We start from the raw sequence: 24,651 nt of genomic DNA on the forward strand, positions 1-24,651 counted from the left end.
ACAGCCGCCCCGGCCGCGCACCGCGCACCGGGGCGGCGCCATGCGCGCAGAAAGGAGATGCCCGTGTCCGACGACGAGATGTTCCTGCCACGGACCGACACCACAGCGACACAACGACCGGCCCCAGCCTGGGCGAAGAAGAACCCACCCAAGTCGAAGGCAGCCGTACGTACCCCCGCCAAGAGCACCTGGCGAAAGATCCTCGCCCCGCGTGACCCGCACGAGCACGCCCGCAAGATCGCCGAGAACGTCATCGACGCCTGGTACCAGAACTACGGCGGCAACAGCATCGACGTCCCCATCGGCACCATCGCGGCGCTCGCCCTCCTGCGCCAGCCCGAAGATGTCGGCAACGGCCTGGCCGACTGGATACTCCAGCGCCAGCCCCACGAACTGCCCCAGCTGTTCAAGGAGATCTACCTCGGCCACTGGGTCAAACGCCCCGACCTGATCAACCGCGCGATACGCCTGCACGACTGGGCCTGGAACCCCGACCCTGACACCCAGCAGCTCCGCGCCGTCCACGCCGTCACCCACCGCGCCATCAACCAGGGCCTGCTGGACCTCACCGGCCACGACGACCCCCACATGCGCGCCGAAGTCGACGTCCTCAGCCCGCTCCTGACCGGCCTTCGGCACAGGAGCGACAAGAAATGGCGCGGCGAGTACCACACGCCGGCCTGTGTCACCGACTTGCTGGCGAACATGCTCGTCGACAAGGACTTCGGCGGCCCCAACAAGTCCATCTGGGAACACGCGGTCGGCTCGGGCACCATGTTCCGCTCTACCGCACAGCGGCTGCGCGACCTCGGCCTCAACCCGCACGACTACCGCTGGTACGGCAACGACATCGACTCACTCTCGGCCGCCTGCGCCTCCGTCAACGCGATCATCTGGGACCTCGGACCGCAATGCCTCATCGGCTGCGCCGACTCCCTCGCCACCGAGGACGGCGGCTACGCCAAGACGCTCGCCGAAGCCCAAGACGCCTTCAAACAACGCGACAACTACGTGGACACCGCGAGCGCCATCGTCGCCTCCCGTCGCGCCTTCCGCCTCGTGGACGAACTCATGGCCAGCAAGGAGACGGCCGTCGCATGACCGATGAGCACGACCTCGCACGACCCCGTGCCACCCCCATACGACGCACCCGCAGGCCCTCGTTCGCCGCGCCCAAGGACACGGGCACCGCACACCCACTCAACGAACTCGCCCCCGACCTCGAAGCGCCCTGGCTCAAACAGGACACCGAGACCCCCGACCGAACCACCCTCTACACCCACCCCGAAGGCCACCGCATCGGCCTGCGGGTGCAACCCGGAGACCTGACCATCCAGACCTGGATCGCCGCAGGCCCCGACCTGCCGCCGATCCCCGACGGCACCGACGAGGAACAGGCGGAAGCGCAGGCCGCCAACGACGCCCGCCTCCAGCCCGGACGCACCTGGCACGCGACCGTCACCACCCGCCACCCCGATTACGTCCGAGGGCTCCTCGGCGCCGTGGTGCGCCACCAGCTCATCCCCGCGCTCTCCAACAAGCCCAAGCGTGTGGCCAGCCCAATACCCGCCCCCGACACCAAGCCCGAGCCCGAGCCCACGAAACCAGCGGCCAAAAAGCGTCGCACGACCGCCAAGAAGGGAACCCAGAAGTGAACATCCCCGAGAACAAGCTCACCATCAACAGCTTGGCCAATCTCGCCGAGATCCTGCCGTTCATGCTCGGCCACTACCCCGACGACAGCATCGTCCTGCACTGCCCCGGCCCCAACTTCGTCGACGGGCCGAGCATGACCTGCCCCCTGCCCGAGGACCCCGCCACCTGGCAGCAGGTCGCTGAAGGCGCAGCGTGCAACTTCATCCACTACGCCCAGGACAAGGGCCACGGCCCCGACTGCAACATCGTCATCTACCTCTGCCGCGAGCCGCGCCCCGGCCAGAGTGCCGAGGAGACCGCCGACCTCCTTCGGCCCGTGGCCGACAGGCTCGTCGACGCGCTCAGCGAACACCGCGGCGTCCCCCAGCAGACCCTCGGCCTCGTCGCAGGACGCTGGTGGGCCTACGCATGCGACCTGCCCGGATGCTGCGAAGGCGAACCGCTGCCCGCCCTCGACGACCCCACCAGCATCACCGCCCAGTTGATCCGGCTCGGCTACTCGCCCGGACGCCGCACCAGCGACATCGTCCAAGATTTCCAGCCCATCGACCCCGCGTCCGCCCCGCGCCTGCTCCAGGCCCTCAAGAACGAAGGAGACAACTACTCCCGCCAGCACGCCCACCCCGGAGACGAAGACTCGGCACTCGCCGCCACCCGCGTCCTCCTCGAAGGCGCCATCCGCGACTTCCGCAACGGCTCCACCGAACTCGCCGATGACATAGCCGCCCGGCTCATCCACGGACTCCAGGACAACTACGCACGCGACCACGCCTTCGAGTTCGCCGAGGACGACGACCTCCCACACGCCCGACGCCTCTGGACCTACCTCGCCCGCCGCTGCGTGCACCCGTACACCGACAACGCAGTACCCCTCCTCACCACCCTGGCCTGGGTCGCCTGGAGGCAGGGCGACAAGATCACCGCCCGCCTCGCCCTCCGCCAGGCCCTGACCACGTCGCCGCACTACGCCATGGCGGACATGCTCCACATCGCCATCAACGAGGGAGCCGACCCACTCGCTCTCCTCGACATCGTCCGAGCCGAGCGAGCCGAGCGAGCCGAGCGACTCAAGCGCGTCTGAGTGCCGGACGCCCGCGCGCACTGAACAGCACAGCGGCCCCGGTATCTGCCGGGGCCGCTCCGATCAGAGAGACCAGAGCATGACCACACCCACCGAACCCGTCGGTGCAGTCGCACGGCACACCGCCTACCTTCCTCGGTTCTGGGACAAGACCCAGGACGTCCGGGACGTCTGGTCTATCGACTATGGCCACCCCGGCTTCACCCTCCACACCCCGCCCGAGCCCACCGCCGACCACCAGCCCACCGTCATCACCCGTCGATGGAACCAACCCGCTCCCCAACATCCCGAGGAGACCTGGGCCTACCTCCACCGCGGGACCTGCCTCGGCTGTACCTGGGAAGGCCCGGACCGCCGACGGACAGACGAAGCGGTAGAGGACGCTCACGACCACACCCACCCGAAGTGGCGGACCGTGCCGCCGCTCCCCGAACGGCGCGGCCGGCACTGGCTCACCCACGCCACACACCTCTACCCCGAGGGGTGGTTCGACAACGGCGGACCGGTCCGCACCATCCGTACAGGAATCGAGAAGCAGCACCGGCCCGGCGGCGCACCGGGCGGCGGCTACGACCTCGCCGTGGTGCCCAGAAAGCGGGAACGCCGTATGGAGATCACCGAGACTCTTCCGCTGGACGCCGACGCAGCCGAAGCAGCGTGATTCACGTGGACTCGATCACGTGGCTTCGCCCCGAGTTCAAGGGTCGCGAAGACGAATTGGTCAACCTCGCAGCCGGAGCCGACCTCGTAGGCGTCACCCGCTCCGCCGTCAGCAACTGGGCCAAGCGCCACGCCAACTTCCCGAGGATCGCATTGCTGACCGGCATCGGCGACAGGCGCATGAAGTACGTCCCCCGCGACGAGTTCATCGCCTTCGCGCTCACGCAGCTGAACAAGAAGCGCACCCCTGCCCGCAAACCGGCGTCCCGTCGGCCCACTACCCGCCTCCGAGCGGACGAGATTGCTCACTCCGAACGGCAGATAGCCAGGCTCATTGAGCTGGAGGCACGACAAGCAACGGCCCTCGCGAACACCCGGCAGGCATTGAGGAAGCACCGCGAACGCCTCAAACGAGCCCGGCGGGGGCTCGCCGCCGAGGTCGACGCAGTGCACCGCCTCGAACACACGGAAGAAACATCACGTGCTGACCCCACAGCACCGGCGGACGGAGACGTGGCGGGGTAGTCTGCACAAAGGCGGCTGACCTGCGAAGAAGCCGCGTGGCTCCACCCTCGGGCGAAGAGGGCGGGGCCCTTTTCATCGGTAAGGCACTCCGTTGCTCGCCGGTTCGATCCCGCGTATCCACCACGGCATTGACCTGCACCGTCATAGTCCGGGGTTCTTCGTCGCCCACCGAGTGCCCCTGCCTGGTGGCCATCGAGTGGCCCCACGTGGCCCGCAGGTGGCCCCAGTGGCCCGGAGGTGGCCGGAAGGGCCGGGAAGGATCAGGAAAGAAGCATGGCGGGGCCGGACAGGAAAAGGGCTCTGACCTGCGGAAACGGGAAAGGTGAGGCAGGGCCGGGAAGATCACGGACGATTCCTAGAGGACTCATAATCCGTCGGCCGTGGGTTCGAGTCCCACCCGCCCCACCGCAATCCTCCGGGACGGAACCGTTTCTACCTGCGGCGACGCTAGAGCGAGGGCCACCACGCGGACGCGGCGACCCTCGTTCACCCCCTCGGACCAAGATCCAGGGGACACGCAGGGGACACGCGGCCCGATCCGGGGGACGAGGCAGCTTCACGTGGCCTTCCGACGCCTCGGTGCACGCCGGGCCGGCTTTTCCGCCGTGGGCGGCATTCCCTGCGGCAAAGCCCAGCCCGCCACCTCCGGAGCCTTGGAGCGGGCGATCGTGAAGCGCGTGAGCGAGAAGTCCGCTCGCTGCTCCTCCGGGTACCGGTCGTTGAAGTTCTCGACCCGGACCAGTTCCAGGCCGTTCGCGGTGCAGTGATCCCGTACCCAAAATGGTCTCGGCCGACGGCAGCGAGGAGCTGTAGTCAGCGGTCGGACTCATCCAGCAGGACACCCGATAGGCGGGGGATGTCGGAGTGAACAGGTCCCAGCCCGCCACTCCGCGGGTGAAATGGTCCTCGACGATCAGGAGACGCAACTCCAGTGGGGTGCCCTCCGTGTAGGCGTGGGCGGTGGCACGCAGCCTTGCCTCGGCCGCCTGCCCGGCCTGGCGGGCGGTGTCGCTGTCCGCGAGGCGGCGGGCTCTGCGATGGCTGGTCGAGCCGAGGATCGTCCACACGCGGGCCGCGACATTGAACGTGGCGAGGAACGGCCACGTCACAGCGCGCAGAACGAGGATTCTCACCGGTCGCCGGGTCAGGACAATCGCTCCTTAGGCTGTGTGCTGGCGGGCATGAGCCTGGCTTGCAGGAGCGATACGCCGGTCGCGGCGGCGGACTGGAGAGTCACCCATAGGACGGCTTCCCACGGATCGGGAGGCGAGTCCACGAGATGTCCTGTGGTCATCGTGGCCCATAGGAAGGCGCTGATGATGATCGCGACGTGGCTGCCGCGGACTCTGGCCGGCCTGAGACCGGCCCACAGGGCAAGCCAGTTCAGATGACACCGATCGTGCATCAGACCCATCGTCATGATGCCCCGGCCTCGGGCTGGAAGCCGGGGCATCATGACGGTCGGTACCCAACGGCACCGAGGAGGTGCAGCGCAGTGACGGAAGGCTTGAAGTGGATTGGGCAGCACACATTCGATAAACCTTCGGCTCACGGGATGCTCGGCGGGATCTCCATGACCGCGATGCGCGGGGTCCCCGTCCGTGACCTGCTGCTCAGGCTGGGCGCGGATGAGGAGGAGATAGCGCGCGGTATGCCGTACCGGAACTTCCACCCGACCCGGGACGCACCCTGCATGTACGGCACGTCCGGTGAGTGGGCGTACGTGCTGGAGGACCGAGGGTCGTGCACCTGGTGCGAATGGTTCTTCGAGGACGAGGACAAGATGACCCCCGCGGCCGGGGTCGAGCTGATCTGCCTGAACGCGAACGTAGCGGTCAATCCGAGCTATCTCGTCTACGCGCCCGGTGACGGGAACGTGTACCTGAACAACTTCGGCGACGATCTGACGGACCGCCCGCAGGCGGTAGAAGGCAGCAAGCTGGCCGCCCTGGGCGAGGGCCTGAAAGCCGCTGGGGCCACCTGCCCGGAGGGTTACACCATCCCCCAGTGGCATGCCCTTCTCGACGCGCAGCCGGGGGGTCTGCACGGCGTCGTGTGGCAGGCCGTCGGCGACACCCTGGGCATCGGCATCCCCCGGGCAGAGGTGGAGCAAGGTCTCCTGCCCGCGGCCAGGCTGACCGGCCCCTATACGTAACGCTGCGGGGCGGCGCGGATGGGTTCCGTGCCGCCCCGCAGTCGTGGGTGTGACGGCTACTTGAGGGTCATCTTGCAGCGCCAGGCGTCACTGTTCGCGCTGGTGCAGTTGCCGGTGATGTTGGTCTCCAGCCAGTAGGCATCCTTGTCCATCAGTCGCATGTTGTTCACGAAGCCGGCGGAGAACGCGCCCATCGATCCACGGTTCTGGCTGCCGGAGATAGCGGACCGCCCGCAGACTTCCTTGAAGGTCGTCAGGGCGCCAGGGAGGTTGCGCAGGTGGATCACTCCATCGACCTTGGTCGCGTAGGACTGGATGCACTTGGACCCGGACGACACCGGGTTCAATCCGCCTAGGTTGGCGGGCATGCCGCCGCTGTTGTACGTCGCGTTGAAGGTGAACTCGTCGCAGTCCGGAGTGTCGGTGCTGCTGTTCATCGCGTCCGCGTCGTGGTTGTTCCTCGCCCAGCTGTCTTCGTCGCAGATGACGGCGCGGTTCTTGCCGTCGCGGCCGCCGGGCAGGTAGTACAGCGGCGTGCCCGCGCTCTGCACGCCGGGGGTCTTGGGCGTGGCCTGCTGGATCAGCCAGGCGTGCGCCGCTGCCTGCGGGTTCTTGCCTGCATTGAACGTGTACGTGGGCGCGTAGGCGGGGATCACGCAGCCCGCCTTGGTGGACTGCGCCTTGGTGTCGCAGCGCACCTCGTCGAAGTCGCTGACACCGCCCAGGCTCCATTGGTACCCGATGGTCTGGATGGTCTCTTCACCGACCGGGTCGATGATGCCGTTGATCTGCACGTCCGGCTTGAACGTGTACTGCTTGTCGGCGGTGGAGTCATCCCACAGATAGCTGGAGGTGATGTAGGCGATGTGGGTGTCCCCGGCGGTCCAGTCGGGTTTGCCCTTCCAGGCGGAGGGATCGGCTTCGACGGGGTCACAGCCGTCTTCGCACAGGTGCTGGTAGATGCCGAGCTGGATCCTGTAGAAGTCGGCGGGGATGCCGATCGGCTTGACGGTCAGCGTCTCGCTGAAGCTGTTTACCCCGTCCAGGCTGATGAGCCGCTGGAACAGGAACCAGGCGGTGGCCTGGACCTGGCCGTCCTTGCGGTAGTAGGCGGGCACCTTGCGGTTCTCACAGACGAGGGTTCGGGTGGCGCGGACCAGTGTCAGATCGTCGTCGCACCAGTCGGCCACCCCGGCAGCGCCACCGGGTTCCGGCGGGGCCAGGGTCGACGGCATCTTGGGACCCTTGTCCGCAGGCACCGGCTTACCGAAGCAAACCTGTGCCCCGTCCTTGCCGACCGGTCCGCACTGTTCCTTGCCGCCGCCGCCGCCGCTGTCGCTGTCGGGCTGAGCCGACAGCGACGAGCTGTTAACGACTAGCGGCTTCTCCGGGGAACTGCTTGGTTTCTGGATGGTCTGGTTGGGGTTCGGGCTGGTGCTGTCCCGAGCGGGAAGGGTCAGGTCGATCCCGGCCCGTACCGTGAACGTCGCCCACGGAGACCAGGTCGTCTCGTACAGGGACCCGTCGTAGGCGTTGGTGTGGAACATGTAGGTCGTGTTGTTCTTCAGACGGCCGGCCGGGACCTTGACCTGGGCTTTCTGCCCCGAGTTCACGTAGGGGGAGACCAGCACCCCGTACTCGTTGTCGTCGGTCAGCTTGACCTTGGTGCCGGGAGTGCCGTCGGCTTTGGCCGTCCACACCTCGAACGTCAGGTTGACCTTGTCGCCGTCCGCGTCCGTCACTGTGTTGCGCAGCGTCGGCGTGATGGTGTTGACCTGCCACTTGCCGCTCGCACTCTTGAACGGCAGCCCCGCCTCGGGGGTACGGCCGGACACCGGCCGTGACCCTGCCGCGGCCAGACCCTTTTCTTCTGGGCCGTGGACCTGGGGCGGCGCAGCCAATGGATCAGGTGCATTTGGTGAGTCAGCTGCGGAAGCCGTTCCCGGCCCGGCTAAAACTGTGAGGACGGCACCGGCTGCCATGCAGCGCAGCGCCGTCCCTATGCGTGTGCGTCTCAACGATCCCCCTTAAGGGTACGTATGTTCGACACAACCCCATCACGGTCAACTCCCGTGACACAGAGGAGAATTCGCCACTTCGCACACGCTGCACTCATGCAGTCGCACGGCGAAAATGGTCCGAGTCGACCTGACTGCTGTTCACTCTGCGAGGGCGGCGGCTGAGCAAGGCCGAGGTGGCGACCGCCTTCCAGTGAGCGACTGGGGGGGCGCACCGTCCACGCGGGGCGGTTCACACGGCAGAGGAAGGAGCGGGGCGCTGCCGGGCTCAGCTCCGCCGCCTACCAGTCCGAGGGGAAGACCGCTTGGAGTGCGCGGCAACGCACACGGCCCCGCCGAGGCGGGGGCCGTTTGGCCTCTGACGTGTATAGCAGGAGGTCAGGATGGGTGTGGGAAGCACTGGACGCCCGGTGGCCTTCGGGTCGCCGGGTGTCCGGGGTTATCGGTCAGGCTGCGTGCTCCCTCGGGTTGAGGATGACGGTGTAGCCGAGCTGGTTGAGCTCGTTGATCACGCGTGGCGCGTTGCGGGGGCGCGCTGGGTGAAGTGGATGCCGCCGAGCTCGTGGTAGGGGACGTTGTCGGTGAGCATGTGCCAGATCGCGGTGATCATCGAGTGCTCGACGGCGACCAGGGCCCGCAGCGGGCCGCGGCGTGAGGTCAGGCGTTTGTAGCGGGCCTGCAGGCAGGTGTCCTTGGTTCGCACCGCGCCGAAGGCGGCCAGGCCGAGGGCACCCTTGAGGTAGGGGTTGCCGGGCCGGACCTTGGCGTTCTTGGGGCGGCCGGCGGACTCGTGGTGGCCAAACCCGCCCAGGAGGCGAGGGGCTTGGCGGAGGCGAACTGGGCCATGCCGCCGCCGGTCTCCGCGACGATCACCTCGGCGACCGCCCGGTTGATCCCGGGACTGGTGTCGAGCATCTCCAGGGCGGGGCGAAAGGAGGCCATCGCCTCCTCGATCCGTGCGTCCAACTGCCGGATCGCGCCGGTGAGCTGGTCGTAGTGGTCTGTCTTGCGGCAGGGCAGGTTTTTGACCTGCCGCGCGTTGACCAGGATCACGTTCAACTCGTCGGCCAGCAGGTAGTAGAAGGGCTTCCAATAGTCCGAGGTCGCCTCTGTTCACCACCGGGGTGACCTGGGCAGCGAGCAGGTGCTCGCGCAGGGCGAGCACGGCGTTCGTCGTCGCGCCCCAGGTCGTGGTCTGGTTCGTGAGCGACCCGCGCCGTTTTGTACTCGGGGTGCGGATGCACGCCTTGGCGTCCTTCTGGCTGATGTCCACACCGGCGCAGCGTTCGTGCAGTACGTCCATGCCCAGAGCCCCCCTCAACGGCTGAGCGGTACGCCGTTCCGGGACGGGCCAGGGTGGATCAGGGATGCTGACGCACGTGCTCACAGCAACACTCCACGGTTCCCGTGGACGGCCCTCGGCACCATGCTGACCTGCGAGCTCACCGGCAGAGACCTCGGTTTCGGCCGGAACGAACCCCGCCAGCGTCCCGGACCCGAAGCAGCCGACGTCAGGGCAGACAGAAGCACCCCCGGCGCGCGCAACGGCATCTACCACGCGCCCGGCGCGCGCCGAAGGCGCCCTGCGCTGCTGACCTGTGGAAAGCCGCGCGGCTCCACCCTCGAACGAAGAGGGCGGGGCCCTTCTCATCGGCAAGGCACTCCGCTGCGCGCGACTTCGAGACCTCGACTTCCCCAACGCTCAACCTGCGTCGATCCAGGCGGGCATCCTCAAGTGCGTCCGCTGGTAGGGCTCTCAGTGGCAACCAGTGGACACGACGGAAGGCCCCGGAAGAGCCACCCGCCGGGCCTCGAAAGGGCACCGGAGGCGGCGTGATATCCAGGCCCGGGTACTCGGAGCGGGCGATCGTGAAGCGCGTGAGCGCGAAGTCCGCTCGCTGCTCCTCCGGGTACCAGTCGTTGAAGTTCTCGACCCGGACCAGTTCAAGGTTGTTTGCGGTGCAGTAATTCCGTACACACTTCACGGCCGCGTTGGCGGCATCGTCCTGACCCAGGCCGGCCAAGGTGATCACGCCGAGAAGATCGGAGTCCGGTTGCGTCTGCCAATACCTCGAATGCGGCAGCCCAGCGTGCATCGCTGTGTACTCTGCGTCTGGGGGCAAGGAACCGGCCTGGTGATTGTGGGGGTGCAATGGACCCGGTTGTGGTGGCGGCTGGAACGGCGCTGGTAGGGGCGATGGCCACCGACGCCTGGCAACAGGCCCGTGCGGGCGTCGTTGCGCTGTGGCGGCGTGGTCGCCTTGATCAGGAAGAGATGGTGCAGGCCGACCTGGCGCAGGCCCGGACAGAAGTGCTGGCGGCGCGCGAGGAAGGCGACGACGCGACCGAGGAGGCGCTTGCGGGGGTGTGGCGGGTGCGCATGCAGCAACTGGTGCGTGCCAACCCGGAGCTGGCGCCTGAGCTGCGGCGACTGTTAGACGAGACGCTCACGCCGCATTTGGCACCCGAGGAACGGGAACGGGTCACCTCCATCGAGTTGAAGGCCGCTGCACGTGGCCACGGCCGGGTCTACCAGGCAGGACGCGATCAGCACATCACCGAACGGTGAACGGCGGGAGGGGCAGTCAGGACCAGCCGGAGGTGAGCCTGCGAGCGCGCGCCGATGATGGCAGCCGGATCTACCAGGCGGTCGGCGACCAGTACATCTACGAAGGCCTGCCGGTAGCGCCCGCCTCAGTCACCAATACACTCCCGCGGGATACGTTTGCATTCGAGGGCCGTGACGGGGAGTTGCAGAAGCTCGTCGACGCCGTGCGCCACCCGTCGGCGTCCAGAGGGCCGCTTCCGGTTTATGCGATCGATGGAATGCCAGGGGTTGGAAAGACTGCCTTCGCGGTCCGAGCAGCACATTTGCTGGCTGATGCCTTCCCTGACGGGACGTTGTTCGTGAACCTGCACGCCCACAGCGCAGGACAACTTCCGGTCGAGCCGGTCGACGTGCTCGGTTCGCTATTGAGCATCGCCGGGGTGGCCGCGCAGTACATCCCTGCCGGGTTGGACGCTCGTGCCGCGATGTGGCGCGACCGGCTCGCCAGCAAGCGGGTACTACTCATTCTGGATAACGCGGCTGGCCACCATCATGTCGAGCCGTTGCTCCCCGGCACCGATGACTGCCTGATCCTCGTGACCAGCCGACGGCGGCTCAGCGCCCTGGATGGGGCGGTCCCGATCTCACTCGGCACTCTCGCGCCCGACGAAGCCATTAACTTGCTGAGCACATTGTCGGGCCGGGACGTCTCGTGCGAGGAGGCCGCCGCCGACGCCCTCGTTCGTCTCTGCGGCTGCCTTCCTTTGGCCGTCTCAATGCTGGCCGGCAGGCTTCGTCACCATCCTTCGTGGCTGCTCGGAGACCTCATCGAGGACATGGCGGATGCGCAGACGAGGCTCGATGAACTGCGGGCGGAGGACAGCGCAGTGGCCGCTGCATTCGAACTGTCCTACCGGGACCTCCCGGACGATCGGAAGCTCTTCTTCCGACGGTTGGGATTGCATCCGGGCGAGGAGATCGACGACTGGGCCGCAGCGGCGCTGGTGGGCGTCCCCCGTAGGCAAGCCCGCAGTCATCTGGCCGCCCTGTACGACGACCACTTGATCGACGAACTGCGCCATGGGCGCTATCACATGCACGATCTGATTCGTGACTACACCCGCGCTCTCGCCGACGCGGACGGGGAAGCCGGCAACGAAGAGGCAATGGGCCATCTGTTCGATTACTATCAGCGAACCGCCTCTCTCGCTGACCGGCAGCTGAGCCATGCCCTCCGGACGGGAATCCCGTCAATCTCCGGAGTGTCGAGCTGTCCCGATCTGGCGACCCGCACCGAAGCGTTGAAGTGGATGGAGAGCGAACGCGCCAACCTTCTGGCCTGTGCTCAGCGCACCATCCAGCACGGTCAGCATCCGAGGGTCGTGCGATTCGCCGAGGCGATGGCCAGGTATCTCCAGCAGGCAGGCCCGTGGGACCGGGCCATCGAGATCCACCGCGCCGCGACGGCGGCAGCACAGCGCAGCGCCGACCCGCCCGAACAGGCAGGTGCCCTCATCCGACTGGCGACCGTGCAGTACCTGAGTGGTGATTATCCGCAAGCACGTGAAGCGGTGAACTGCGCGCTCGGGCTCTATCGTGATGTCAATGCTCTCTCAGGGCAGGCGTCCGCTCTCTGCCATCTGGGCATTATCCATAAGCTGACCAACGAACATGAAGTTTCCACGCAGGCCCTGGAGCGATCACTTTCGCTGTATCGCCATCTTGGCGACCAGGAGGGGCAGGCCGACGCCCTCACCCATCTCGGAATCGTGCGGTACTGGCAGTCCGACTATCCGGGCGCATCGCAGTTGCTGGAGCAGGCGTTGAAGCTCTACCGCGATGTGGAGAATCTGCTTGGACAGGCCAATGCTTTGCATCATCTGGGCCTCGTCCGTTGGCTTCTCGATGACTACCCGGTGGCGGCCGAGGTGCTCGAGAAGGCGATGGCTCTTCACCGTGATCTCGGCAATCGCATCGGCATGGCGGAAGCCCAGAACTGGCTGGGCGCCGTGTGGTGTACCACCGGCAGGTATGAGGCCGCCGCCGAGGCGCAATCAGAGGCCCTGACCGTCTTCCGCGAGATGGGCAGTCGGTTTAACGAGTCGGAGGCGCTTTACAACTTGGGCTTCACACTCTTGTGCGCCGAGGAATATGACGCGGCGGTGAAGTGCCTGGAAGAAGCCCTGGTCGTGTGCCGATGCGTGGACAGCCCCCTCGGCGAGGCGGATGTGCTCTATGCCCTCGGCTCCGCGCACGTCCGTACCGGCGATCCCACTCTTGCCGCCGAACTCCTTGACCAGTCGCTGACCCTGTATCGCGAGATGGAGAACAGCCTCGGGGAAGCCGCCACCCTCAACGAGATCGGGAAGTCGTTGTTCGCTTCGGGCCGGCATACCGAGGCCCTTGAACATCACGAGTCGGCACTTTCTCTGGCGCGCTCCCTCGATAGTCCGTTTGAAGAAGCCCTCGCGCTCGCCGGGATCGGTCGCCACGCCCACTACGAAGGCGAAACCGTGGTTGCGATCGATCATTTCCGGAAGGCTTGTGCGATTCTCGAGCGTATCGGCGCGGCCGAAGCCAAGAATATCGAGCGTGAACTCGCCGACCTCCTGCCCGGCCTGTATAACGAACGCGGCAAATGATCCAATTATGTTCTACTGGAGTTCAACTGTCCGACGCGGCTGTCACGTGGATGGCGACCTTTGTGCCATCGATCAGCCACACGTCCAGCGAGGCATCCGTGCCGTACCGGCGCCACGACGCGACCACTCGCTCAAGGCGCCGCCCGACCAGGTAGTCAGGACGTCCACCGATCCCGTACAACGGGCACCCGCTCTCGCTCCCGCGCCACGTGCTACCGCCGGCTCCGGCCGACACCACCGTGCAGAGCACGTGCCCCGCAGGTGCAGCCGTCGGCCCTGACGGCCGAAGCGCGGGCTGCGGTACTGGAGTTGATGAACGGCGACGAGTACGCCGCGCCCGCGTAGATCCGGGCCCGCGAGCTGGATGCCGGGCGCTATCACTGCTCTGTCTCGACGATGTACCGGATCCTGCACGAGCAGAGCCAGACGGCGAGCGCCGACGGCAGGCCATCCATCCCGCCAGGTCGGCCAGCGGGAGCGGCCCCCGGGCGGGGGCTGCCAGGTCCACTCGGGTGTGCCGAGCCAGGATCGTCCATCATGTTGTGCTGGTGCGGTCCGCGCGGCCGGGGAGGTCAGCCCAGTTCGAGGCTGGTGATGCCGAACAGCCCGGAGTGGTCGATCCGCGGGGCCGGGCCCGTGTACATGCGTGCGGTCTCGAAGGACGGCGCGAGGCCGAGTTGCTCCATGAGGTGCACGGCAGCCGTGTTGAAGTCGGGCACATCGATCGCCACGGGCTTGCCCGGTGTGGTGGCCGAGAGCTCTGCCACCAGCGCAGCGGCCACATCGGGCGAGGCGGCATAGAGCGGCCCGATGCGCGAGGCCGTGCGGCAGGCCCGCATGACGGCCAAGCCCCGCAATTCTCCGTTGTGCATCGCGGCCAGGGCGCGGCGCTGCGGTGCGGCGATCCAGGGCGCCAGGAAACTGTCGCGCGCGGCCGGGAAGAAGCGGCGGTCGTAGGCTGCGAGTTGGTCGAAGGGCAGGGTGCGGGCGTCGACCAGGGTGACCCCGGTCGGCGTCGTGGTCTCGGCGGTCGGCGTGCCTTCGTAGCGAATGTTGTTCCAGGCGGTCCGAAAACCGGATGTGCGGTAGTTGCCCTGTTGGGCGACCACTCCGTCGAGCCCGACATTGCGACCAGCGAGTCGTGCCATGCCGGCGTGCCACAACTGGATTCCATAGCCCTGGCCACGCAGCGGTGGGCGGGTGATGTAAAAGCCCAGGAACCCGGAGTCGGTGCCATAGCGTACGACCGAGATGCAGGCGACGGGCTCACCGTCGAGCCGCCCGATCAGGAAGCCGTGCGGATCGGTGGCGAAGAAGGCATGGCCATCGGTACGGCCCGGGTTCCAGCCTTCGGCGTCGGCCCAATCTCCCATTCGTGCGATGTCGTCGGCGCTCGCGACAGTGATCTCAAATTTGGGCACTGCTCACTCCAGAAACGTCGTCAAGTGGGGCCACCCCCCGGCGTGATGAGCATGCCAAGGATGTGGCGCTTCGCCGGGGAACTTCGGATACCGGTCTACCCCCGGCATGGTCGCTTCGTACCGGGCCATGGCCACAAGCGGCTCGGTCACGGGCTCCACCCTGCCGGGCCAAGGCGCGTTCACCCTCGTGTTCGCGCTCGGCGCCGTCTTCGCGGCGGTTGGTGTCGCGGCGGTTGGTGTCGCGGTGGTCCTGCTCCTGCCGCGCGCAGCCAGAGCAAAACGTCGTTGATGGCGGCGAAGGCCCGCTTGACCGCGGGATTCACGTCGCAGGTGACGGAGCACGTCGCGAGGGCGGCAGGTTCCCCGTCCAGCAGAAACCGCCTCCCACCGCCCAGGACTCCGGGAGATCCCTGAGCGCGCCCCGGCGTGGGGCTGTTGTCACATCCGGGCTCGTCCCGCGTCCGGTCGTGGCGGCGGCGGCGAAGTGGCAGCGTCGCGAGGAGCAGTCCCGCGAACAGTGCCGCGACCAGGGGTACGCCGATGGCGTCGAGGGTTTCGGCGATCCATCGCCGCATGGTGGTCGTCGCGTCGATCACGGGGTCTCCGGCGGATGATCCACGCAGCACGCGGATCTCGTACCGGCCGTAGTACGCCACATACGCGCCGACCAGGAACAGCAGGCCGCCGCCGAGGCGGCGCAGGCGTTGCACGCGGGCGGTACGGGTCAGCGCCACCGAGAGGGCAGCAGCGCCGACGGTCACTGGCATTCCGGCGGCGTACGCCGCGAACAGAAGGAACCCCTTCGCCTTGGAGCCGCTGCGGAACGCGGAGACCACGACGGCAGGTCCGGGCCGCCGGGCCGCCCTGGCGGTATCCGGCTCGTCGGTATGTGAGCGCACTTACGTGCGGGCAGGTGGATCGTGCGGCCGTCAGGGGGATTTCTCGGCGATGAGCAAGGCGTAGCCGAGGACACCGTCCGCGACGGCCCTGCGGGCAGCGGCCAGGACGGCCGGGGCCGCCTCCAGGTCCACGCCGCCGTCGCTGAGTTCGGACGCGGCGGTCAATCGCAGCAGGTTCAGTCGTGCCTCGATCTGGTCGATCATGCGGGTCATGGCCGCATCGTGGCGTTCGGTGCGGATGGTGCGCAGCCCGGCGGCGGTCAGGATCTCGGCGTACTCGGCCGGGGGGCGGGCGTCGGCGATGCAGGCGATCCGCGCGGCGAGGCCGGTCAGTTCGGGCGGGAGCCGGTCGGGGGTGGCGGTGACGTCGGTGATGCCGACCCGTCCACCGGGACGCAGGACACGGGAGAACTCGGCGGCGGCTTGGTCCTTGTCGGGGAAGGTGCACAGGGCGCACTCGCACACCACCGCGTCGAACACGCTGTCCGGGTAGGGCAGGTGCTCGGCATCCCCGGTGGTGAACACTGCCCGGTCTCCGAGTCCCGCGGCCGCGGCGGCTCCTTGGGCGAGGGCGGTGTTGGCCGGTGAGTAGTCCACCCCGTCCACCGTCACGCCGTGGAGGTCGGCGAGGAGGAGGGCGGTGGTGCCGCGGCCCGAGGCCACATCGAGAACGCGGCAGTCCTGCGCCAGACGGAGCCCGTCGGCAAGGCGGCGGGTCAGGGCGGTGCCGCCGGGGTGGTAGGCATCGCCCAGCAGCAGAGCGACCACATCGGAGGAGTACGCGGCGGCGCAGCAGGCTTTGAGTTCATCGCCGGTCGCGGCAGGCGAGTGGGCGTTCTGGTGGGTCATCGCGCGCCCTCCTCGGCGGTCGGCCGGGGTGCCATGCCGCGGGCGGTCTTGGAGCCGTAGGGGGTGTCGGTGAGCCGTCCGGCGAGCGGAGTTGCGTTGGGCACCACGTCGGCGACCGGGACGCCGGACATCTGGGCGCGGACCTGTTCGCGGTAGCCGACGGAGTTGTAGGCGCAGAAGGGGATGAGACGTCCGTCGGGGGTGATCTCCTCGACGCAGCACTTCATCAGTTGCTTGACGTTGAGGGTGTAGGGGTCCTGGAAGTCCTGCACCACGATCATGAACGCCTTGTCGTTCAGGTCCTTGACGGCCTGGGGCAGGTCGATGCCGCAGGAGTCCGCGCAGTCCAGAGCCTCGGCGGTGGCCCGCAGCTTCTCCTCGGTCGTCTCCGTTCCCATGAACGCGGACGCCGACCAGAGTTTCTCCAGCGCCTCGCGGATCCCTGCATCGGGCATCACGCGGTTGGCCACGTAGTCGAGGTAGTCCTCGATCTGGAGCAGCCGCGGGATGGGCACCACGGTCCGGTCGCCCGGCTCGCCGTCCACCAGCAGGTAGGTGATCGAGCGGCAGGTGGGGAAGCAGCAAGGGACGGGGAAGAAGTCGCCCTTCTGGAACCACTGGGGTCGCTGGGCGTTGATCAATTTGATGACGTCGGGGTTGGTGAGCCGGTTCAGCGGATCGAACTCGACGTGGCGGCCGGAGTGGGTGACGGGCTGAAACGCCACTGACCGGACGGCGGGGTGGTCGATGCCGTACTCGATGATCGCTCCGACTTCGTGTTCGTTCAGGCCGCGCTCGACGGCGGCGACCAGGGTGACGGTGAGCCCTGCGTCGGCGCAGTTGTCCAGCGCACGCTGCTTGAACGTCCGCAGGTCGCGGCCGCGGATCTCCCGGTGGGTGCGCTCGTCGAAGCCGTCGAACTGGAGATAGATGTTCACCGATCTGCCCGGAACCTGGTTGCGTTGGCCGAGCTCGGTGACAAACCGTGTGTCGGAGGCGAGCCGGATGCCGTTGGTGTTGAGGTTGACGGATCTGATCGGCCGGTCCTGCGCGAGGTCGATGAAGTCCAGGATGTGCTGGTGGATGGTCGGCTCGCCGCCGGAGAACATCACCACCTCCGCCTCGCCCTCGGACTCCACGAAGGCATCCAGCATCCGTTCGCACTGCTCGTGCGTGATCGAATAGCCGTCGCTCTGGTGACCGGAGTCGGCGAAGCAGATCGGACAATCGAGATTGCAGCCGGTGTTGACCTCGATGATGCCCAGGCAGGCGTGCTGCTTGTGCTCCGGGCACAGCCCGCAGTCACTGGGGCAGCCGTCCCGCACCTCGGTCTGGAACACCAGGGGGACGGTGCCGGGCTTGTTGAACCGGGCCGAGGACAGGTACTCCTCGGCGTCCCCGTACACCAGGGCCTCGAACTCGCCGTGCTCGCGGCAGCGCTTACGCAGGTAGACCTTGTTCTCACGGATGTTGACCTGGGCGTCGACCGGCGTCTTGCACAGCGGGCAGATCGACTTGGTGAACTCCACGAACACCTCGTCGCGGTCCACTTTGGCGCGTGGCGCGGGGGCTTGGGTCATCAGGGGATCCTCCACTCAGGTGAAACCGGCTCGGTCTTGGTCTGCGGCATCGGACGGGACAGACACGGACGGGCAGCACTCCTCCGGTTCGGCACGACGGCGGAGGCGGACCCGGCACCGCGGGGCATGGACGACGGCGGTTCGCACCACGACGACCACCACGACCACGCCGACGGCGATCAGCCACGGATTGCGGAGTGCTCCCGACAGCGCCGAGCGTGTCGCCGGCCGGCAGAAGCGGTCCCGTGCGGCACAGCACCAAGAGCGGCCCGGCGCGCCCCGCGACAGCCGTCATGCCGCGCAGGCGGAAGCGTTCACGGGATGCGGACATCAGGGACCGCTCTTCTCCACCGCGGGCGGGGATCCCGCGTGCGCAGCGGTCTCGTCCTGCTCGGAGCCCTGGCCGAAGAGGGCTCCCGGGGCCGGCGCGGCAGGAGCCCGGCGGGCTCCGCGTAGCAGCAGCCCCGCGTAGAGCAGCGTCACAGCGTCCTGGGCGAGCACGAACCAGCTCAGCCGCTGGGACAGGTAGACCCCGAAGCAGCCGCAGTTGGTCACGGTGAGCCCGCGTGTGTACGCCTGCGCGGCGAGGAACGCCCACATCGCCGAGACGGCCGTGACCACCCACACCGGCGCGACCGTCCGCGACCGCGGGCGGGCCAGGAACCAGACGCCGCACACCAGCTCGCCCACGATCAGTGCCACGGCCGACGTGGTCGCGGCTGCGCCGCCGACCAGCCCGTAGCCGGCCAGAATCCCGGGCATGTGCCCGAAGGAGGCGAGCTGGCGACCGCCATCGCCGTGTACACCGCACCCAGCACGATCCGCAGCACCATGCTCCGAACGTAAGCCGCGCGGGAAGCCGAGAACTGTAAGCGCGCTCACCGAACCAGCACCTCATGCGCGAGACCGGGGTGCGGGCATGGCGGGGGGGGGCCTCTATGTTCTTCGTCAAGCGCGTAGGGCAGCTTCGGTCCGGGCTCGATCTTCTTCGTGGAGCATGAGACTGTCTGGTTGTGTCAGAGACGGTGAGTGGGTTGCAGGCGGCCTTGGCTGAGGCTTCGTCTCCTTCGTGGTCGCAACGTGTCCGTGCCGGGCGTGACCTTGCTTCCTTCGCTGATGTTCCTGAGGCTGCGGAAGCGTTGGTGGGTCTGCTGCTGGACGTCGCGGACACGGCGGTGACTCGGCAGACGGCAGAGGCCCTGGCCCGGGTGGGGACGGTGGCCGCCGTGAGGCTCATCGCTCTGGCGGTTGCCGAGGCCGATGACAGCCATGCCGACTGGATGCAGACCGGGGTGCATGACGCGCTCGCGGGACCGGACAGTATGCCGGACGTCCCAGCAGTCTGCGGGCAGCTCGCCCGGGCCCCGGAAGCAGCTGTCCGTCGGGGAGCCGCGGAGATTTTGGCGTGGACAGAGGACGCAAGGTGTTGATGTGAGTCGAACTGCCTGTGGGCTGGTTCAGGCAACGGTCACCCGGGGGACGCGGGGTTCGTAGAAAGTGCCGTCGCGGAGCATCGCGAAGAGCACGCTGATGCGGTGGCGGGCGAGGCGGAGGAGGGCCTGTGTGTGGGTTTTGCCTCGGGTCCGGCATCGGTCGTAGTAGGTGCGGGAGGCGGGGTCGTGCAGGGCGGCGAACGCGGAGAGGAACATCGCCCGTTTGAGCTGCCGGTTTCCGCCTCGGGGTGCGTGTTCGCCGTGGATCGAGGTTCCCGACGACTTGGTCGTGGGGGCGAGGCCGGCGTAGGAGGCGAGATGGGCGGCGGTGGGGAAGCTGGTGCCGTCGCCGACGGTGACCAGCAGGACGGCGGCGGTCCTGACCGCGACTCCGGGCATCGAGGTCAGGACCGGGGCAAGAGGGTGGGCCTCCAGCAGGGCCTGGATCTGGGCTTCCAGGGCCCGGCGCTGTTCGTGGACGGCCGCGAGCGATCGGGCCAGGGATGGGATGACCATGTCCAGGGTGCCGGTCCCGGGAACGACGACGGTCTGTTCGTCCAGGGCGTCGAAGACGTCGTCGATCAGCCGGGCGGCCATGCGCGGGGCCTTGGGCCGGATCACTTCCACGAGCCTGCGGCGGCCGGCCTTTCGTAGGGCGGCCGGGGATCCGTATCGCTCGAGCAGCCAGGTGACGGCCTGGTGGTCCATGCGCGGTCCGAGGACGCGCTCCAGGCTGGGGTGGAACTGGGTGAGCAGGCCGCGTATCCGGTTCGAGGTGCGGGTGGCCTCGGCAGCGAGGTCCTGGTCGAAGCCGACCAGCACGGTCAGCTCGGCGGTGATCTCGTCGGTGAGTTCCAGCGAGCGCAGGGTGTGGGGCATGGTGCGGGCGGCGTCCGCGATCACCGCGGCGTCCTTCGCGTCGGTCTTCGCCTCGCCCGGGTAGAGGTCGGCGATCCGCCGCATCGCCAGTCCCGGCAGGTAGGCGACGTTGCAGCCCGCGTCGCGGGCGACGGTCAGTGGCAGAGCGCCGATGGAGGCGGGCTGGTCGACCACGACGAGGACGGTGCCGAACTTCGCGGTCAGCTTGTCGAAGACGGCCCGCAGTTTCGGCTCGCTGTTGGGCAGGGATTTGTCGAAGACCTTCTTGCCGGCCGGGGTCAGTCCGTGCCCGTGATGAGCGGTCTTTCCGACGTCCAGGCCGAGGAACACGCCCACGTCTTCGGTGTCGAACATCGCACCCTTCCAGGAGAGTTGCCGGTGCCGGCCTCGGCGTCGGTGTCGTACGCGCGCATCCACGTTATGCAGACCTGCCGCCCGCGAGCTGTCCGGCATTGCGCCGGACCGGACGGTGGCCGGACCTCTCATCAGCGTCTCCGACGGCACCTCCCGGGCCCGGTGACACCACCCCCCAGGTCATGCCTCCGACAGGGGGACACAGTCATGCCGGGCCCGGAGGCCAGCAGCCCTCTTGCAGGACCGCGAAGAACATAACGGGGGCGGCGTGCTGGAGGCCGATGACGAAGCTTTCCTGCAGGCCACAGGTCGTCGGGGTGGGCTCTTGGCTCCGCTTCCACGCCGCCCGCGTGCCGGACTCGTGGTCGCTCAGGACGAACGCCTCGACGACGTGCGGCACCGGGCCGCGTACAGGAGGGAAGCCGACCCGCTCGGGCCGGGTGGACCGCGCTCTCCCGGCCAGGCGGCCCATCGCACTGGGTGGGCGTGGGGAGTACCAGGCGTGTGCGTGGCGGGCGAGCGGATCCGCGCCGAGGCGGCGGGACCTCGAAGCCCGCCGCCTGTGGTCATGCGTGGGAACGAGTCGTCACCGCGTCAGCACGCATGCGACGTACCAGGGCGGTTGCTTCGGCATTGACGCGGCCGATACCCGCACCGGCGGCATCGCCGCCCGGGTCGACGACCGACGAACACCCCCGGAAACCAAGGTCCCGGCAGGACGGGGGCCCGGGAGGGGTCGGGGCCTTCGCGGGCCGAGGGCTCAACGTGTCAGCCCTCGGCCGGGGTGATGTTGATCATCCAGGCGACGCCGTACTTGTCCGTGCACATGCCGAAGACATCGCCCCACATCTGCTTCTCCAGCGGGACCGAGACATTGCCGCCTGCGGACAGCTTGTCCCAGTAGCCGCGCAACTCGTCGGCGTCGTTCCCGCTCACGCTCACGGCGAAGTTGTTGCCCGGCTTGTACTCCATGCCGGGCGGGTTGTCGGAGCACATCAGCGTGAAGCCGTTGTCCGTCTCGAGCATGCTGTGCATGACCTTGTCGGCGTATCCGGGAGGCGCCTCGGACCCGAAGTCGCCGTAGGTGTGCACCGACAGATTGCCGCCGAAGACGCCCTTGTAGAACTCCATGGCTTGCTTCGCGTCACCGGTGAAGCTGATGTACGGATTGAGACGAGAGGCCACTGCATGATCCCTTCATGACGGTTTGTCAGGTGTGCAGAGTAGCCTTGCGGCGGCCGCACGGCAGTGGGGAACCGCGCGTGTCCGGGGATGTTCGGATGGTGTCGGGTTTCGCGCGGTAAGGGGGCCGGGGCGGACCGATTTCGGGCACGCGTCAAGGAGTGGCGCGGCAATGGACGGCCATTGTTGTACTTACTCATGTTCCAGAAAGCGGTGTCGCCCGAGCGGGAGATGGCCTGACTTGGGCGTCGTTAATGGCGGGCGATCCTGGAACTCTTGTTCCACGCAGGGAAGTTGTGCAAGGGTGAGCTCCCTCACTCCCGAACAAACGCCATTCTGATCAACCGTTCGAATTCTCTGCGGGCGAGCCTCTCCCAAAAGAAGCGGTATCGCCACCGGATGGTATGGACCAACAGGTCCCGCTCCTTGTCGACCGACTGTCGGCACCCCTCGACCGGAGCCGATGGCCCCTCAGCAACCCCCCACCGCAATGCCATGGATGGAAAGACGTCTATGCAGCACCCCAGCACGCCCGGAAACGTGTCTTCTCCGCAGGCCGGCCGCATACCCGGGGTCTCCGACGAGGAGCTCGCCGCCGCGCTGAACGACGGGGGAGCAGGTCAGGATGCCTACCCCGTCAGCACGCTGCTGGCCAGGCACTGGCAGTCCGTGTTCGACTACGCCTCCCTCTGCGCGCCCTCGCCGAAAATCGCCTCGATGCTGGCGACGGCCGCATTCGCGCAGCTCCTGGAGAATCTCGCGCGCAACGGCTCGGCCGGCGCGCTGCGCCCCCATCTGCTGGTCACCACCCGTCATATGGCCAAGGGCTGGGCGGGTGACCAGCGGATCACCCCCATGCTGCCGGGGCTGTCGATTCCCGAACCGCCCGCCGAGAATAGACAGCTGGTGTCCCGGGCTTTCCACGCAATGCCGATGACGGCCCAAGTGCTGCTCTGGCATGCCGAAGCGGAGGCCGAGGGCATATCCGTCCCCGCCGGTTTGCTGGGTATTGATCCGCGCGCCGCGTCCGATCAACTCGCGCACGCGCGCGAACAGTTCCGGCAGACCTGTGTACGCGTGCATCGTGAGTACGCACCCACCGGGGAATGCCGCCACTACAACCGCCTCCTCGACATATCCCTGCGCCGGGGCGGGGCGCTGATCCCCGACATCCAGGTGCATCTGTCCGAGTGCGCATACTGCCGCTACGCCGCCGACCAACTGCGGCAGTCGCAAGGGCGGCTCGGTGTCCTGCTCGCCGAGGCTCTCCTCGGCGGCGCCGCGGAGTCCTACCTCGCGTCCCGGCCGGGACGCCGTCGCCAGGCCCGTCTGAAGGAAGGCCGGCCGGGACAGCCCGGGGCGCCCGGGGGCCGGGGGACCGGCCGGCACTCCCGGCGTGGCCGCGCCCGGGCCGCCCTGCCCGCCCTGCCCGCCCTGGTCCTGCGGGGCAGGCGTGCCGCCGTGGAGAAGGCGACACCGGCCGCGCTCGGGCTCGGCGCCGCCGTTGCCGCCACCGGGGTGCTGGCCGTCGCCCTCCTGGCCGTGCTGTGGTCCGACGAAGGCGACCACGCGGGACCGACCGTCCCCAGCGGGGCGGTCACCGGCACGGCCCCGCCCGGCCGGCCCGCCGCCCCGCCCGCCCCGCCCGCGCCGGGCGCGAGCGGACAGGCGCCGTCCGTGCCGACGCCGTCCGCGTCCCCGCCGCCGGCCGAGGCGCCGCAGCCCTCGGCCACGTCGGCCGGCCACCCGAGCGGTCCGCTGACCACGCGGCTGCGCAACGTCGAGGCCGACCTCTGCGTCGATTTCGCCGGCGGGAAGGCGAAGAAGGAGGTGGACATCCTGATGGCGGCGTGCTCGACGGCCCCGACCCAGCAGTGGGTCTACGAGAACGACGGCCGCCTGCGCAGCTCGGCCGCACCCGAACTGTGCCTGAACTCCCACGGGCTCGATGGAATCGTTGTCGCCGGCGACTGCACGGGGCGCAGCGCGCCCGACTCCGGCGACGTCCGGTACGACCTGACCATCCAGGGCCATGTCGTCCCGCGCTGGAACGAACGGCTCGCCGTCCTGCCCGCCTCCACCGACCCGGGGTCGCCCTTGGTCGTGAAGGTACGCGACGACTCGCCGGGCCAGGTCTGGGCGACGGACGCTGTCCGCTCGGGCCCGACGCAGCAGTCTGCTCCCTACACGGAGGAGGTGGGCGGCCCGCCGCCGGACAGGGAGCGGTGCGTCCCGGAGACCTGCGAGCCGCCCTCGCCGGCGGGGAAGGACGACGCACAGCCGCCGGCCTCGCGGCCGTCCGCCACGCCGGAGAGGAGCTCCGAGGGCAGCCTGCGCCGCGTGAGCGACGACCCGTCGGCCACCCAGGAGACCCAGCCGCTCACCGGCCCGTCGACGCTGACCCCCTTGCTGCTCAGCCCCGCCCCTCAGATCCCCCGTCGCCCGGCACTGTCGGCACTCGCGGTGGAATAGGGGAGCGGTCCCCTTGCCGGCGCTGGGCGGGCGGGCTGCGGGTGGCGGGCCGGTCGCCTCCGGGGCGGGCGGCAGCAGGATTGTCACCTCGGGTTTCCGCCCCCGGCGCGCGGCACGAATGCGGTCGGAGACGGAACAGCATCTCCGACTCGCTGGTGCCCAGGTGCCGTCCCGCCGGTCCTGTGCCGGCGGCGCGCGGGGTCACCGCGCCGGACGAGTGGCCAGGCACCTCCGGCCCGGCGGGGAGGCACCCCGCGCCGAAGAGCGGCGACATGGCTGTCACCGGCCGGGGATCCA

Annotated in this window: 17 protein-coding genes and 1 pseudogene; 9 read left to right on the forward strand and 9 right to left on the reverse strand. The window is 68.3% G+C overall.

All coding sequences use genetic code 11. The features are described 5' to 3' along the window. Positions 1-63: 63 nt before the first annotated feature. The 6 genes from J7E88_RS37030 (at position 64) to J7E88_RS13025 (ending at position 6,077) form a co-directional block, all read left to right on the forward strand. Complete coding sequence (locus J7E88_RS37030) at positions 64-1,101, forward strand: N-6 DNA methylase (RefSeq protein ID WP_215180379.1); 1,038 nt, start codon at positions 64-66, stop codon at positions 1,099-1,101. Further along, on the forward strand, positions 1,098-1,655 hold the full coding sequence (locus J7E88_RS13005; RefSeq protein WP_215180381.1) for a hypothetical protein: 558 nt from the start codon (positions 1,098-1,100) through the stop codon (positions 1,653-1,655). Before J7E88_RS37030 ends, J7E88_RS13005 begins: the two co-directional genes overlap by 4 nt. Beyond that, positions 1,652-2,737 carry a DUF4192 domain-containing protein gene (locus tag J7E88_RS13010; RefSeq protein WP_215180383.1) on the forward strand — a complete coding sequence of 362 codons (1,086 nt, stop codon included), beginning with the start codon at positions 1,652-1,654 and terminating at the stop codon, positions 2,735-2,737. Before J7E88_RS13005 ends, J7E88_RS13010 begins: the two co-directional genes overlap by 4 nt. A gap of 79 nt (positions 2,738-2,816) precedes the next feature. Then, complete coding sequence (locus J7E88_RS13015; RefSeq protein ID WP_215180385.1) at positions 2,817-3,398, forward strand: DUF6349 family protein; 582 nt, start codon at positions 2,817-2,819, stop codon at positions 3,396-3,398. Positions 3,399-3,403: 5 nt separating this feature from the next. After that, complete coding sequence (locus tag J7E88_RS13020) at positions 3,404-3,922, forward strand: hypothetical protein (RefSeq protein ID WP_215180386.1); 519 nt, start codon at positions 3,404-3,406, stop codon at positions 3,920-3,922. A gap of 1,555 nt (positions 3,923-5,477) precedes the next feature. After that, positions 5,478-6,077, forward strand: coding sequence for a hypothetical protein (locus tag J7E88_RS13025; protein WP_215180388.1), 600 nt, complete (start codon positions 5,478-5,480; stop codon positions 6,075-6,077). A gap of 56 nt (positions 6,078-6,133) precedes the next feature. Here the strand turns inward: J7E88_RS13025 and J7E88_RS13030 are convergent, their stop codons facing one another. Together J7E88_RS13030 and J7E88_RS13035 are read right to left on the reverse strand one after the other, a co-directional pair. Then, on the reverse strand, positions 6,134-7,912 hold the full coding sequence (locus J7E88_RS13030; protein WP_215180390.1) for a hypothetical protein: 1,779 nt from the start codon (positions 7,910-7,912) through the stop codon (positions 6,134-6,136). Between the two features lie 629 nt (positions 7,913-8,541). After that, positions 8,542-9,398, reverse strand: a pseudogene (locus J7E88_RS13035) (transposase). An 894-nt stretch (positions 9,399-10,292) separates the two neighbouring features. On the opposite strand from J7E88_RS13035, the gene J7E88_RS13040 reads away from it, so the two are divergent. Both J7E88_RS13040 and J7E88_RS13045 read left to right on the forward strand, forming a co-directional pair. Beyond that, positions 10,293-10,664 carry a hypothetical protein gene (locus J7E88_RS13040; RefSeq protein WP_251022551.1) on the forward strand — a complete coding sequence of 124 codons (372 nt, stop codon included), beginning with the start codon at positions 10,293-10,295 and terminating at the stop codon, positions 10,662-10,664. A 32-nt stretch (positions 10,665-10,696) separates the two neighbouring features. Further along, positions 10,697-13,285: a tetratricopeptide repeat protein gene (locus tag J7E88_RS13045; RefSeq protein ID WP_215180393.1), complete on the forward strand. Its 2,589-nt coding sequence runs from the start codon at positions 10,697-10,699 to the stop codon at positions 13,283-13,285. A gap of 572 nt (positions 13,286-13,857) precedes the next feature. Here J7E88_RS13045 and J7E88_RS13050 read toward each other — a convergent pair. From J7E88_RS13050 to J7E88_RS13080, 7 genes are all read right to left on the reverse strand, one after another. After that, positions 13,858-14,706: a GNAT family N-acetyltransferase gene (locus J7E88_RS13050; RefSeq protein ID WP_215180395.1), complete on the reverse strand. Its 849-nt coding sequence runs from the start codon at positions 14,704-14,706 to the stop codon at positions 13,858-13,860. Positions 14,707-14,885: 179 nt separating this feature from the next. Further along, positions 14,886-15,542 (reverse strand): hypothetical protein, encoded by a 657-nt coding sequence (locus tag J7E88_RS13055; RefSeq protein ID WP_215180397.1) that lies wholly within the window; start codon positions 15,540-15,542, stop codon positions 14,886-14,888. 93 nt (positions 15,543-15,635) lie between these two features. Next, the gene (locus J7E88_RS13060) at positions 15,636-16,454 is read right to left on the reverse strand and encodes a class I SAM-dependent methyltransferase (RefSeq protein ID WP_215180399.1); all 819 of its coding nucleotides are present in this window, start codon (positions 16,452-16,454) and stop codon (positions 15,636-15,638) included. Further along, entirely contained in the window at positions 16,451-18,034 is a 1,584-nt protein-coding gene (locus J7E88_RS13065; protein ID WP_215180401.1) for a radical SAM protein, read from the reverse strand. Before J7E88_RS13065 ends, J7E88_RS13060 begins: the two co-directional genes overlap by 4 nt. A 330-nt stretch (positions 18,035-18,364) precedes the next feature. Then, positions 18,365-18,796, reverse strand: coding sequence for a MauE/DoxX family redox-associated membrane protein (locus J7E88_RS13070; protein ID WP_251022552.1), 432 nt, complete (start codon positions 18,794-18,796; stop codon positions 18,365-18,367). 695 nt (positions 18,797-19,491) lie between these two features. Then, a complete protein-coding gene (locus tag J7E88_RS13075) occupies positions 19,492-20,700 on the reverse strand; it encodes an IS110 family transposase (RefSeq protein ID WP_215180403.1) in 1,209 nt (402 codons plus the stop codon). Between the two features lie 768 nt (positions 20,701-21,468). Then, a complete protein-coding gene (locus J7E88_RS13080; RefSeq protein WP_215180405.1) occupies positions 21,469-21,885 on the reverse strand; it encodes a VOC family protein in 417 nt (138 codons plus the stop codon). A 537-nt stretch (positions 21,886-22,422) separates the two neighbouring features. Between J7E88_RS13080 and J7E88_RS13085 the strand changes: the two genes are divergently transcribed. Further along, a complete protein-coding gene (locus tag J7E88_RS13085; protein ID WP_215180407.1) occupies positions 22,423-24,354 on the forward strand; it encodes a ricin-type beta-trefoil lectin domain protein in 1,932 nt (643 codons plus the stop codon). Positions 24,355-24,651 lie beyond the last annotated feature (297 nt).

Source organism: Streptomyces sp. ISL-10, from assembly GCF_018614575.1.
Taxonomy (GTDB): Bacteria; Actinomycetota; Actinomycetes; order Streptomycetales; family Streptomycetaceae; genus Streptomyces.

What these genes read in the sequence shown, in the direction of transcription:
- J7E88_RS13005 (WP_215180381.1), top strand. Translation starts at nt 1,098, where the DNA reads ATGACCGATGAGCACGACCTCGCACGACCCCGTGCCACCCCCATACGA.
- J7E88_RS13015 (WP_215180385.1), top strand. Translation starts at nt 2,817, where the DNA reads ATGACCACACCCACCGAACCCGTCGGTGCAGTCGCACGGCACACCGCC.
- J7E88_RS13025 (WP_215180388.1), top strand. Translation starts at nt 5,478, where the DNA reads ATGCTCGGCGGGATCTCCATGACCGCGATGCGCGGGGTCCCCGTCCGT.
- J7E88_RS13040 (WP_251022551.1), top strand. Translation starts at nt 10,293, where the DNA reads ATGGCCACCGACGCCTGGCAACAGGCCCGTGCGGGCGTCGTTGCGCTG.
- J7E88_RS13060 (WP_215180399.1), bottom strand. Translation starts at nt 16,454, where the DNA reads ATGACCCACCAGAACGCCCACTCGCCTGCCGCGACCGGCGATGAACTC.
- J7E88_RS13065 (WP_215180401.1), bottom strand. Translation starts at nt 18,034, where the DNA reads ATGACCCAAGCCCCCGCGCCACGCGCCAAAGTGGACCGCGACGAGGTG.
- J7E88_RS13070 (WP_251022552.1), bottom strand. Translation starts at nt 18,796, where the DNA reads ATGCCCGGGATTCTGGCCGGCTACGGGCTGGTCGGCGGCGCAGCCGCG.
- J7E88_RS13075 (WP_215180403.1), bottom strand. Translation starts at nt 20,700, where the DNA reads ATGTTCGACACCGAAGACGTGGGCGTGTTCCTCGGCCTGGACGTCGGA.